This window comes from Mesonia aestuariivivens, assembly GCF_019311235.1.
In the GTDB taxonomy this organism is placed as follows: domain Bacteria; phylum Bacteroidota; class Bacteroidia; order Flavobacteriales; family Flavobacteriaceae; genus Mesonia; species Mesonia aestuariivivens.
In genome coordinates this window covers 239,789-252,447 of sequence record NZ_JAHWDF010000001.1, presented here as the reverse complement: position 1 = coordinate 252,447, position 12,659 = coordinate 239,789, and the positions used below count along the sequence as shown (strand labels likewise).

General features: G+C 32.3%; 9 protein-coding genes. 2 read left to right on the top strand and 7 right to left on the bottom strand.

Annotation, left to right across the window (positions count from 1 at the left end; translation table 11 throughout):
• Nucleotides 1–2: 2 nt before the first annotated feature.
• From KW502_RS01040 to KW502_RS01030, 3 genes are all read right to left on the bottom strand, one after another.
• Nucleotides 3–1,535, bottom strand: coding sequence for a DUF4301 family protein (locus KW502_RS01040; RefSeq protein ID WP_219038667.1), 1,533 nt, complete (start codon nucleotides 1,533–1,535; stop codon nucleotides 3–5).
• Nucleotides 1,536–1,791: 256 nt separating this feature from the next.
• Nucleotides 1,792–2,427, bottom strand: coding sequence for a nicotinamide riboside transporter PnuC (gene pnuC / locus KW502_RS01035; protein WP_219038666.1), 636 nt, complete (start codon nucleotides 2,425–2,427; stop codon nucleotides 1,792–1,794).
• Nucleotides 2,428–2,646: 219 nt separating this feature from the next.
• A complete protein-coding gene (locus KW502_RS01030; protein WP_219038665.1) occupies nucleotides 2,647–3,279 on the bottom strand; it encodes a 4'-phosphopantetheinyl transferase family protein in 633 nt (210 codons plus the stop codon).
• Nucleotides 3,280–3,342: 63 nt separating this feature from the next.
• Between KW502_RS01030 and ahcY the strand changes: the two genes are divergently transcribed.
• Entirely contained in the window at nucleotides 3,343–4,659 is a 1,317-nt protein-coding gene (gene ahcY, locus KW502_RS01025) for an adenosylhomocysteinase (protein ID WP_219038664.1), read from the top strand.
• A gap of 79 nt (nucleotides 4,660–4,738) precedes the next feature.
• Here the strand turns inward: ahcY and KW502_RS01020 are convergent, their stop codons facing one another.
• From KW502_RS01020 to KW502_RS01005, 4 genes are all read right to left on the bottom strand, one after another.
• Nucleotides 4,739–5,722, bottom strand: a complete 984-nt coding sequence (locus KW502_RS01020) for a metallophosphoesterase (protein ID WP_219038663.1) — start codon at nucleotides 5,720–5,722, stop codon at nucleotides 4,739–4,741.
• Nucleotides 5,691–6,701, bottom strand: coding sequence for a phytase (locus KW502_RS01015; RefSeq protein WP_219038662.1), 1,011 nt, complete (start codon nucleotides 6,699–6,701; stop codon nucleotides 5,691–5,693). The genes KW502_RS01020 and KW502_RS01015 overlap by 32 nt, the downstream gene beginning before the upstream one ends.
• Before the next feature lie 73 nt (nucleotides 6,702–6,774).
• Nucleotides 6,775–9,606 carry a TonB-dependent receptor gene (locus tag KW502_RS01010; protein ID WP_219038661.1) on the bottom strand — a complete coding sequence of 944 codons (2,832 nt, stop codon included), beginning with the start codon at nucleotides 9,604–9,606 and terminating at the stop codon, nucleotides 6,775–6,777.
• A 178-nt stretch (nucleotides 9,607–9,784) separates the two neighbouring features.
• Complete coding sequence (locus KW502_RS01005; RefSeq protein WP_219038660.1) at nucleotides 9,785–11,380, bottom strand: tetratricopeptide repeat protein; 1,596 nt, start codon at nucleotides 11,378–11,380, stop codon at nucleotides 9,785–9,787.
• Nucleotides 11,381–11,674: 294 nt separating this feature from the next.
• Here KW502_RS01005 and KW502_RS01000 point away from each other — a divergent pair, with 294 nt between their 5' ends.
• Nucleotides 11,675–12,649, top strand: a complete 975-nt coding sequence (locus tag KW502_RS01000; protein WP_219038659.1) for a ribonucleotide-diphosphate reductase subunit beta — start codon at nucleotides 11,675–11,677, stop codon at nucleotides 12,647–12,649.
• Nucleotides 12,650–12,659: the final 10 nt, after the last annotated feature.

The window sequence follows — 12,659 nt, the reverse complement described above, 5'->3', positions numbered from 1 at the left end:
AATTATACTTGGTGATTTTCGCTAAGTAAATCTACCACATTTTTTACAGGATTAAACGTAATTACAGGCACTTCTATAAATATAGTATTCCAATAAGCCATTCCGCCATTCCATAATCCTGGCAATTCTAATGCTTTTAAATTTCTCCCGAATTTAGATTTTTTTGTAATAAAACCTTTCTTAGGATTTACGTATTGGGTTAAATCGAATTTCTCTCCTTTATAATTTCTCACAGAACAAACTAAATCTACTGGATTAAAGTGTGTTGCATTTTTAGATATTTTGTACTGCTCTGGATTTTCATTATCCATTTGCGCACCTTCTACAATTTGTAAAGAGATATTATCTTCCCCATCTTTTACCCAAAATGGACCACCACCAGGAGCTCCCTGATTTACTACCATACCGCAAACCCTAATTGGCCTGTCTAAAAACAGTCTTACATCTTCTTCAGATTCTAAGGTAGTTTTAACACTAAGCTTTTCATTTAAAAGATTATTAGCAGCGGCTAAAATGTGCTTATTGAAACCATCGATATCGATTCTCTTTAGAATCTCAAATATTTTTTCTTGCACATTTATTAATTCTCCAGCTAATGCTTTTTTATGTTTAGCGATTAAATCTACATGTTCTTGCTTAATTACATTATCAATATTTTTAATGAATATAAGATCCGTATCTAGATCGTTTAAATTTTCAATTAACGCACCATGTCCACCAGGTCTAAATAAAATTTCTCCTTGGTCATTTCTAAAAGGCTGGTTTTTAAAATCTACTGCTATAGTGTCTGTTGCTTTTTTCTGAAAAGAATACTCAACCTCAAACTTAGTAGATGTTGCTTTCTCTACACGTTCTTTAATTTTTTCAAATTCAATTTTAAATTTTTCTAGATGTTCTTCTGTAACTGTAAAATGAAGCTTAGCGATTCCCTTTCTTTTAGAATATTTAGAAGCTTCAAATAAATGTTCTTCAAAAGCGGTTAATGTATGATTTTCATATTTATGAAAAGGAACTAAGCCTTTAGGAAGATTACTAAAATTAAGTCCTTGTTCATCGAGTAAGGTTTGAACAAAGATGTGATTTTGCTCATCACTAGATAATTGAGAGTAATTTTGATGGTTTTTCTTTGCTTCCTTTACAACATCGTTATAAAAAGGAAAATTTTCTTTTTGATGAAAAAAATCTCTTAGTAAATTAGATTCTTGAGCTGCGATAAATTCTGAAAGTGAGCTCTCTTGCGCATCAAAATCTTTTAAGAATTGGTGCAAAACTTTAAACATACGTGTAGCTGCACCACTAGCTGGTATAAATTTTATTACATCTAACTTCGAGTCTTCATATTTTCTAGAAAAGAGTTCTATTTCTGCTTCGCTAAAAGACTGTATTCCGTCACTAACACTCGCAGCACTAACCAACTCTACTTTAGGAATACCTTCTTGAAAAGTTGCTAATTGATTTTTCACAGTGTTTACCTCTAAACCGTGCTTTTTTATTTGAGCTATATCATCATTATTTAAAACTGCTTCCTCTATCATTTAGGCTGAATTATATTATTACTAAAACTAAAATACACTTAGACTTTAAAATAAAAAATGTTATCAAAATCTAACTATATTTAATATAACTTTATTACAATTAACCTTAATTATTGTAATATGTACATTTAATTATTTTCTATATAATGGATTTTAAAAATACAATTTCTTTAGAAAATGAATTTTACTTTATCAAAACATTAATAATATGGGGGTAAGTTTTGACATTATTTTAATAGTTACCACTATTAAAAAATTACGTTAAGTTTTCTACGGGTTTGTAAAGCAACTTTTTCCACGAAAAATACCCATAAAAAGCGATTACCGTAAGAACTAAATACAAAACGGCACTAAACATTAAGCCTTTATAAAAGTATAGTGGCACTGAAATAATATCTCCGATAATCCAATAGATCCAATTTTCAATTTTCTTTTTTGCCATTAACCACATTCCTACAAAGAAAATAGCGGTGGTGAAAATATCTGTATAAGAATACCAGGCCTCCCATTTATCGAAGCTTTCATACAGCAGAGTAATTCCTAAAACGGTTGCTATAAAAATTAAAACTGTTTGTTTTTGTTCGCTTTTTGTTGTTTTGGTAATTGGAGTATGATGCTGACCATCTACTTTTCGTGTCCAAACATACCAGCCATAAATGCTCATTAAAAAATAATAGGCATTTATCAACATATCTCCTAATAACCCATAATATTGAAGAATATAAACATATAAAAAAGTGCTTACCAACCCCGTTGGATAAACCCATATATTATTCATTTTAGAAAAAATAACACTTAAAATCCCGAAGACTACTCCAGCTATCTCTAAAACCACTAAATAAGTAGGGATGTCTTGGTATTGTGCAAAAAGCCAATCAAAAATTTCGGTCATAAGTTCAGTAAAATTTTAACGGCAATAAATGTCTTGAATTTATTTTAAACTTTCTAAAATTTCACCCTGTGAATTTAAAACTTATTAAATTATAAAGAGTAACCCCTTCAATTACTAAAAAATTTAAAATAATTCTACAAGTAAATCTCATTCACTCCCTATGAATTAACAAGTTATCTAAAATAAAGCTTGACTGAAAAATTTCAGAACCAACAAAAATCATTCAGCTAAAAGCGTGTAAACGCAAGTAAAGCCTTCAAATTCTAAGTATTTTAAGTTGAAGTTTGTTTGTTCACCTTTATAGTTTAATCGTGCAGAAAGCTCTTCATCTCCAAAAGAGAAATCTTCTACATACATATGGTGCAAAAATAATAAACCAGAAATTCCCATTAATTTATAAATTCCTTCTTTAGCTCCCCACACAATGGTAAGTTTTCTAATTATTGCTTCTTCATTCGCGAGCGTGTGGTACTCTTCTAAAGGTGTAAATTTAGGTGCAATTTTTAAAATTTTATGGCGTTGCTTTTCAATATCAATCCCGATGGGTTTTTTGCTTACAATTATTCCAGAAAATTCAAATGAATGGGTGATGGAAATATATTTACCATCTTTTAAATGTGGTTTTCCTTGCTCGTCATAATACAAATCAAAATCAGTATATCCGGCTTCTGCTAATAAATGTCGAATACTCATAAAACCACGTTGATGAATTTCAGACTTCATCTTATCTACTCGATTCTGACAATTTTCAGTTAACTTAATATCTTTTGATAACCATTCTAGCGACTCTTCAATCTTCCAAATGAAGACGTTAGTATGTTCATTAACTGTTATAGTTTTATAAAGAGCCATAAAATTTATTAGATATTATGTATTTTTGTACCAGAAAAATTGCGAATTAACAAATATAAGAATATGAGTACGAAAACAGTGCCTTACACGGCGTATAAAGTAAAAGATATTTCCCTTGCAGATTGGGGTCGTAAAGAAATAGAACTTGCTGAAGCAGAAATGCCTGGACTAATGTCTTTACGTGAAGAATATAAAGATGAACAACCGTTAAAAGGCGCTCGTATTGCAGGATGTTTACACATGACTATCCAAACTGCAGTTCTTATCGAAACCTTAACAGCTTTGGGTGCAGAAGTTACTTGGAGTTCTTGTAATATATTCTCTACCCAAGATCAAGCTGCCGCTGCTATTGCTGCTAGCGGAGTGCCTGTTTACGCTTGGAAAGGGATGAATGAAAAAGAATTTAACTGGTGTATCGAGCAAACCCTTTTCTTTGGAGAAGATCGCAAACCACTAAATATGATTTTAGATGACGGCGGAGATTTAACCAATATGGTTTTTGATAAGTATCCGGAATTAGCCGAAGGCATTCGCGGGTTATCTGAAGAAACCACTACCGGCGTTCACCGTTTATACGAACGTATGAAAAATGGGACTTTAGTAATGCCAGCCATTAACGTAAATGACTCAGTTACTAAATCTAAATTCGATAACAAATACGGATGTCGAGAAAGTGCTGTAGATGCTATTAGACGTGCTACAGACGTGATGTTAGCCGGAAAACGCGTAGTTGTTTGTGGTTATGGTGATGTTGGTAAAGGTACTGCTCAATCTTTTAAAGGTGCAGGATCTATCGTTACCGTAACAGAAATTGACCCAATTTGTGCATTACAAGCTGCTATGGACGGTTTTGAAGTAAAAAAATTAGAAAATGTACTTGATAAAGCAGATATCGTTATTACCACTACTGGTAATAAAGATATAGTTCGTGGAGAGCATTTTGAAGCGATGAAAGACAAAACCATCGTTTGTAATATTGGGCATTTTGATAACGAAATCGCTGTTGCTTGGTTAAATGATAATCACGGTGATACTAAAGTTGAAATTAAACCACAAGTAGATAAATATACCATTAATGGTAAAGATATTATCTTATTAGCTGAAGGCCGTTTAGTGAATCTTGGTTGTGCAACTGGTCACCCTAGTTTTGTGATGAGTAACTCATTCACCAACCAAACCTTAGCGCAAATCGAACTTTGGAATCGTCCTGAACAATACGAGAACAAAGTGTATATGCTACCTAAACATTTAGATGAAAAAGTGGCTGCTTTACACTTAGAAAAAATTGGAGTTGAATTAACTGAACTTTCTAAAGAACAAGCTGAATATATCGGTGTTGAAGTACAAGGGCCGTTTAAACCTGAATACTACAGATACTAATTATTTATTAGTAATTCACAATAGAAAAAGCCCGCTAATTGCGGGCTTTTTCATTGAAAGAAAACGTATTTAAGACTTATTATTTGGGTATCTCACATCTATAAGTTACTTCACCTTTCCAATTTACAGCTTGCACCAACATCTTATTGGGTAATAAGCTTACAATTAAAAATCCTTGTTCAGATTTCGAGAACTTCGTAAAATCTGATATTCCTGTTGGCCTCACTTCAGACCCTGCACCAGAAACAAAATGATGTGTTTTTACATCTTTCGGTTTTAAATGCTGGATGTCGTGTTCGTGCCCTGCAAAGTAAGCAGGAACATTGTATTTTTCAAATAAACTTTCTAAATGATGTCTTACATAAGGTTCATCATCCACCCTCTTTCCTGAGGTGTATAATGGATGATGACCAATTACAATATTCCAATCTGCAGTAGAGTTTTTCAAGGTTTTCTCTAGCCATTTTTTCTGCTTCGAAGAATCTTGTGTTTTTACTTGTGCATATTTTTCAGCATTATAATAATCGTCCTCAAACGGATTGGTATCTAGAAAAATAAACTTTGCTTTAGATTTATCATCTTCTAGCGTTTTTTCAACCTCATAATAATGCGAAGGCATTTTCCAACGCTGACTTATATTGGTATAATCTATTTGCGCTTGAATATTACCACGGTAACCGTGATTACCTAAAACTACGTACCAAGGGCAAAACAAATTAGAACCGTAATAAATATCTTCATAACTACTTTTCAAAAAAGGATCATCTACAGAAGCAATCCCATCGGGATAAAAATTATCTCCCACAGAAATGATAAACTCAGGCTCTAAAATAAAACCAGCTTGCTGCATAATACTGGCAACTTCGGCTTGTTTAAAATGTCCGTTTCTTCCCCAATCACCAATTACATAAAAATGATAACCGTCTTCTTCAACCTGAAGGTTTTTTAAATTTTCATTTTCGTTTTGATTGTAGTATTTTTTTTGCGCGCTAACATTAAGCGTACTTAGGAGTATGCAAAAAATAATTAAACTACTTAGCGTCAATAATCTTCGATAAGTCATAGAAATAGAAATTTTTATTATCATTCATAGCTACGAAAAGTCCGTTAGGAAACTTTTCATTTAAATATCCTGTGTAAACTTCACAACCATCGGTTTCTGTGGTACCTAAGTTTTTAGCGAATAAAAATTCGTTGGTTTTTCGATCGAAGAAATTAAAGGTATGTTCTTGTTGATCTGAAACAATAATATAACCTTCCCTGTTTTTATAAGTAGCAATCGCAATCCCTTCTATATCTCTGTTAAACGTTTCTGCTCCAAAACAAGAAAGCTCTGTATTATTAACATTTGGTTCTGCTTGGTATTTGCGAACACAAACTTTTTCATCTGCATAATAAATGTAGCCCAACTCTTCATCTACTGCAATAGCTTCAATTTCTTTTTCACCACTAAAGTTACCGAATTCTCTCACTAGCTTAAATTCAATATAGTCTCCTGCAGGCACCAATTCAAACTGATGTAAGTAATTGGTTTTAGGTCCGTTTTTTCTTCCTACTATTGCGTAAGTTTTATTGGTTTTTGGGGATTTATAAATTGAAATTCCCATAGGAAGGCTCCACTCATTCTCACGTTTCTCTTGAAAAACTTTAAAACCACCTTGATCTAAAGGTTTCATATCTGGTACAGAAAATAAACGTATTTGCTCGCGTTCTCTTTCGGTAAACATCAGAATATCGGTAGTTACAGAATCGTTGATTTTCACATTGTATGCTACATCTACATTATTGGGGCGTTTCATCCCACGAAGGGTTTTCGCTTCAATAATTTTTCCGTCTAAATCAAAGGCATAAATTGCCCCATCCGTATCTTTATCGGTACCAAAAACAATACTTTCTTCTGTATTATTTTTATTCACCCAAATGGCAGGATCGTCGGTATCGTGTAAAGTAGATTCGGTAATAAGATCTGGTTTAATTTCTGGTAATTCTGGTCCGCAAGATGCGAAAGCGATACTAGCAATTGCTATTAGTATTTTTTTCATAAGTAAATATTTAGGGTATAAATTAGTTATTGCTCAAAGTTTCTAATCGAGCAGTAACTAATTATTCTAATGTTTAATATAAATTGAATTTTAGACCTACGGTTAGTCTTCTTTCATAATATTCCATTTGCATTGTTCTACTGCTTACACCTTGGTAATAACGTAAAGGTTGATTGGTAATATTATTTAAACTTGCGTAAAGGCTTAAGTTTTTAGTGAATGAATAATTTACATTAAAATCTAAGAAGAACTGATGATCATAGTAACGATCTTCAAAATCATTGCCTCCTAATTCATCTAAATATGCATCAGAGAAATTACCTGAAAGTCTTGCGCTAAATTTTTTATCTGAATATGATAAGGACGCATTAAACATATTTGGAGAAGAACCTGGCAAATCTAACTCTCCACGCTCGTCGCCATCTTCGTTTCTAATTCCGTTTGCGGTAGAATGTAAATATGTATAGTTGGTATAAATGCTAAAGTTTTTTGCAAAACCTGGCAAGAAATCTAATTGCCGCTGAAACGATAACTCTACACCGAAAATACTTGCATCATCGCCATTTAAAGGCTGGTATTTATCGTAACCCGTTGCTTGATCTTCAACAACATAAGTATAAACAAAATCATTAATATCTTTATAAAAAACACCTCCCGAAAGTAAACCTACACGTCCAAAATAGTGTTCTGCCATAAAATCGAAGTTCATCGAGGTTGTGGGATTTAAGTTTGTGTTTCCTAAAGTAATTTCTTCATCTTCATTATTTATAGATTCGTAAGGCACCAAATCTAAATAGTTAGGTCTAGAAAGTGTATTGGTCCACGCTAAACGCAACACAGTTTTTTCATTTAAATCGTACTTAAAATGTAAGCCTGGTAAAATATTAGTATAATCACTTTTTGCTTTAATTTTCATAGCTCCTGTAAACTCACCTTCTTCATTATAATTCACTTCGTTTCCGGTACTTTCTATTTGAGTAGCTTCTACACGTACACCAGCTAGAAGACTTAATTTATCTGATAGCTTTTGGTTAGCCATCACATAACCAGCATAGACATTTTCTTTTACATCAAAGTTTTCACTTAAATATTCATCTTTAACATCTTCTTTATCAAAAAGATCTGAATTATTTAAATCTAAACTTCCTAAAAATTCAGGTGAAGCAAATACTCCTGGCTGATATTGACTACCAGCTAAGAATCCGTCTCCTGCATAAGTTTTAGTTCTAACGTCCCCTAAAGAATTAATATTATCTGCTAGCGGACTGTATTCAAAGAAATTGTTGTCTCTATTTTTATTTTTAAACCTTCCACGAATTCCAAATTTGATGATGCCATCTCCGTTTCCAAAAAAGTCTGAAGCCAATTCTGCATTTGCAAAAACATTAATATCTTCTTCTTCGGTATATTGATATTCTTCGGTTAATTCGTCTAATTGAAAATTGCCTAAATCTGGGCTTTCTACTGCAGAATGCAATGGTTTTCTTGTATTAACTCCATTATTCACCTGATATTCTGAAGCATAAACCACGTAACGTTCATTTGGACGTTCTTCTGAAGCTTTTGCATAAGCTCCCATCCAATCTACTTTTACGTTTCCAAAAATATGATCTCCGCCCAAGGTGTAGTTTTGCATACGCTGATCTTCTAACCTACGGTTTTGGGTTCTTCCGCCAGGAATGCCACCTTTTGTTTCTCTGGTAATTTCTGCAGGAAAACGAGTTAAATTTCCATTGGTTACTTCAAAATCTCCTGCTTCAATATCTTCACCATCTAAAATTTCTGAAGTCATCGCAAATCTATTTTCACGATCATCTCTCCAGTTATACATCGATTTGAAATAAATAGAATTATTAACATTAAAACGGTAATCAAAATTGGCAGAAAAACTACGTCTTACTCGTTGCACCAAATATTTTCTAGTTTCAAACTTTTCAGCATAAGGGGTTACTGCCACCTCTTCTAAATTATCTGGATCGCCAGCATTATATTCAAATTCATTATTCCAATCTGCTTCTACGTTATCAGATCCAAAATCATTGTCATTAATAGATGCTGAAAGCATATAACCAAACTTGCCGTTTTTAGTACGATCTCCCACTAAAAAAGATCCGTTTAAAATACGCTTGTTGGTAATAAAATTCATCCCTGAACCAACGGTAGCTGAAAGTCTAAAACTTTCTGGAGAAGATCGAGTTACTAAATTTACAGAACCTCCCAAAGCATCTGCATCCATATCTGGAGTTACTGCTTTACTCACTTCTATTGTTTGAATCATATCTGATGGAATTAAATCCATCTGAACATTACGATTATCACCTTCTGCTGAAGGAATTCTGCTTCCGTTTAAAGTAACCGAATTAAGTTGTGGTGCTAAACCTCTAATAATAATATTTCTAGCTTCTCCTTGATCTACTTGCATGGTAATACCAGGAATACGTTTGGCGGCATCACCAATATTAGCGTCTGGAAATTTCCCTATTTGATCTGTTGAAACAATATTGGTAATGTTTGTTTTGTTCTTCTGCGAGTTTAAAGCTTTGGCTTGAGCGCTTAAACCGTTCCCAATAATTTGAACCGTTCCTAAAGTAGTTTCCGCAGCATTTAAAACAAACTTTACAGATAGTGTCTTATTTTTTTCTACAATTACTTCTTGCGATAGGGTTTCGTATCCTAAATATTTTACGTCTAATTCATACGTTCCTACAGGAATATCTAACAAGGTAAATTCTCCGTCAAAATTAGTGACCGTCCCTTTTTTGAGTTCTTGAATCATCACCGATGCGCCAGGAACATAAATTCCGTTTTCATCTGTAATTGTACCTCTTACTACGCCTTCTTGAGCAAGTAAAAAGCTAAAATTGAAAGCAACAAATAATGTTACAAGTGTAATTTTTAAGTTCATTGGTAGTTAAATTAAGTTGACTATTAGAAACAGTACAAATCTATATTTATCAGTAGATTAAGAGTTCTTTTAGATAGCAACAAATGATGAACAAACAGATAAATGTATAGCTACTTTAAGGCAACAATTAAGATTTATTTACATTACACTAACAATTAATAAAGAGAGGGTGAAATTTTTACAAATTCATAAGAAAATGTACCAATTCTTGTTTGGAATTTATAGGAAGTTTTTTTCTTAAACGGTACCTCGCTACTCGAACACTATCTGGAGTGACTCTTAAAATTGAAGAAATTTCTTTTGAAGAAAGATTTAACCGAAGTAGCATCGCCAAACGTAATTCTGAAGAGGTTAGTTTAGATGTCGCCACTTTAGCAAGATCTTTAAAAAATTGCGGATGCACATCTTCAAAAAAGTTCATAAACTCATCCCATTCATCTTCTTGCTGTAGGGCAAAATCTAATTCTTTAGCTAGTTCTTTAATTTTAGTTTGGGTATCCATTTTTGAGCGATTACTCATCTTTTTTAGGGTAGCGGAAAGATCTGACAGTAACTTATTCTTCTGCGCAATATTTAAACTGTATTTTGAAAGTGAAGCCGTTTTTAATTTAATTTCATCTTGCAACTTTTTCTCTTCTATAGCTTTTTTATCTAACTCTGCTTGTAAAACAAGCTGCTCATAAGCTTGCAGCTTAGATTTTTCTTTTCGTTTTCTATTAATAAATAAAAATGAGAGTCCAGAAAAAAACAAAACTGCTCCTCCGCCCAATAATATTAAATTTTGATTGGCTTCGTTTATTTTATTTTGTTCGGTAAGCAACTCGATTTGAGTTTCCTTCTTTTCTGTCTCGTAAAGGGTTTGGAGTACATTTAATTGCCTAAAATTTTGCGTATAAAATTCACGCTCTTGAATTTGATTATATGCATATAAATGTTCATAAGCCTTTTGATGGTCTTTTAGCAAAACATAGGTTTTAGCTAAATCTTTATGAGCACTTCCTATTTGGTGCTTATCTTCAAAATTTTCAGCTAATTGAAGTGCTTTTTGCGTATAACTTAAAGCTTGGGGGTAACGCTGTGTTTTACGATATACATCACCTATATTATTAATCACGTTAACTTGCTGAACATTTTTTACATTTTGATAATAGTCATTAGCTTTTAAAAAATAACTCAGCGCATCGTCATATTGGTTTAAATCTTCATAAACACTTCCTATATTTTCGTAAACTATAGCTATGCCTTCGGCATCTTCTAATTCTTCAAACAATTCTAAACTTCGCTGCTGATGCTGCAAAGCTTTTAAGTAATCTCTTTTTTTTTCAAAACAAGTTCCTAAAATCTCTTCTGCAATAGCTTCAGCCCTAAAAAATTGATATTGCTGCGCACTCGCTATACTTTGCAATAAAAAATTTTCTGCCTTCTTATAGTTTTTGAGAGATAGATAAATATAACCTATACGATTTTTCAATATTATTTGAAGGGAATCCTTTTTATCTTGCTCGGCAACTTTTAAAGCAGAAGTATATTGAGCTATAGCTTCTGTAAAAACTTCAGATTCTTTAAAAAAATCGCCTAACTGAAGATGCTTTTTTGCTAATACATTTAAAGCACCGTCTTTTTTTAAAACCTCTAATTCTTGTGTTAAACGAGTTAAAGTTGAGTCTTTAAATCTAGAATTCTCGTCTAGATTAATTTGTTCTTTGGCTTGAAGATTTACACCGACAATAAGAATAAAAAAAAAAGAAAAATAAACATTCATCTTCAGAAGCATTAGTCTCGAATTTTATAATTTGATAAAATTATAATGATTGTATTAATTGTATATTAAACAAATATTAACTTATGTTTATTAAAATTAAAAACACAAGCGTAACTAATTGATATACAAACACTTAACATATTGTTAATAACCTCTTTAAATCTTTTTCTTCTTTTAAGAAAATAAAATATAATCATCCTGTAATTTAGTGAACCCGTTTTTATTCAATTGATTTTTCGCAGTAGTCTGAGAACAAAAACGTTAACAATTTAGGGATAAAAAATAATCTAAATTCTACATAAAGTTATGGCCATTTTTGACAAAAGAGTTAACTACAAACCGTTCGAGTATCCAGAAGTTTTAACATTTACTGAAGCTATCAATAAGACCTATTGGGTACATAGTGAAATAGATTTTACCGCAGATACACAAGATTTTCATTCACATTTAAATCTTGGCGAAAGAACCGCAATAAAAAATAGTTTATTAGCTATTGCGCAAATTGAAGTTGCTGTCAAATCGTTTTGGGGTAAAATTTACGATCATTTTCCAAAACCAGAATTTAATGGTTTAGGAAGCACTTTTGCTGAATGTGAATTTAGACATTCTGAAGCGTATTCCCGTCTTTTAGAAGTACTGGGTTATAATGATGAGTTTAGAGACCTATTAGAGGTTCCAGTAATTAAAGAGCGTGTAGATTATCTTTCTAAAGCACTTAAAGACGCCAATTCTCAAGATGAGAAAAAATATGTAGTTTCTCTTATCTTGTTTTCGATCTTAATTGAGAACGTCTCGTTATTTAGTCAATTTGCGATTATTTTATCTTTTACCCGTTTTAAAGGATTAATGAAAAATGTAAGTAACATAATTGCATGGACTTCTGTAGACGAACAAATTCATGCCAATGGTGGTATCTATATCATTAATAAAATTAAAGAAGAATATCCAGATTTCTTTGATGAAGCTACTATTACTCACATTAAAGAAACCGTTAAACATTCTTTAGAAGTAGAAAGCAAAATTTTAGATTGGATTTTTGAAAATGGCGAATTAGAAAATGTAAAGAAAAATGACCTTCTCAACTTTATGAAATTCCGTATTGACGATAGTATGGAAAAAATTGGGATGGATAAAATTTACCATATAACTGCAGAACAATATGCGCCAATGCGCTGGTTTGAAGAAGAAGTTTTCGCGAATAGCCTAGATGATTTCTTTGCCAAGCGACCTGTAGATTACACCAAACACGATAAAAGTATTACTGCCGAAGACTTATTTTAAATTTTTTAAA

Bases quoted from the DNA above. Each gene is read 5' to 3' on its own strand.
- KW502_RS01000 (WP_219038659.1), top strand. From the start codon at position 11,675: ATGGCCATTTTTGACAAAAGAGTTAACTACAAACCGTTCGAGTATCCA.
- KW502_RS01020 (WP_219038663.1), bottom strand. From the start codon at position 5,722: ATGACTTATCGAAGATTATTGACGCTAAGTAGTTTAATTATTTTTTGC.
- KW502_RS01030 (WP_219038665.1), bottom strand. From the start codon at position 3,279: ATGGCTCTTTATAAAACTATAACAGTTAATGAACATACTAACGTCTTC.
- pnuC (WP_219038666.1), bottom strand. From the start codon at position 2,427: ATGACCGAAATTTTTGATTGGCTTTTTGCACAATACCAAGACATCCCT.
- ahcY (WP_219038664.1), top strand. From the start codon at position 3,343: ATGAGTACGAAAACAGTGCCTTACACGGCGTATAAAGTAAAAGATATT.
- KW502_RS01040 (WP_219038667.1), bottom strand. From the start codon at position 1,535: ATGATAGAGGAAGCAGTTTTAAATAATGATGATATAGCTCAAATAAAA.
- KW502_RS01015 (WP_219038662.1), bottom strand. From the start codon at position 6,701: ATGAAAAAAATACTAATAGCAATTGCTAGTATCGCTTTCGCATCTTGC.
- KW502_RS01010 (WP_219038661.1), bottom strand. From the start codon at position 9,606: ATGAACTTAAAAATTACACTTGTAACATTATTTGTTGCTTTCAATTTT.
- KW502_RS01005 (WP_219038660.1), bottom strand. From the start codon at position 11,380: ATGCTTCTGAAGATGAATGTTTATTTTTCTTTTTTTTTTATTCTTATT.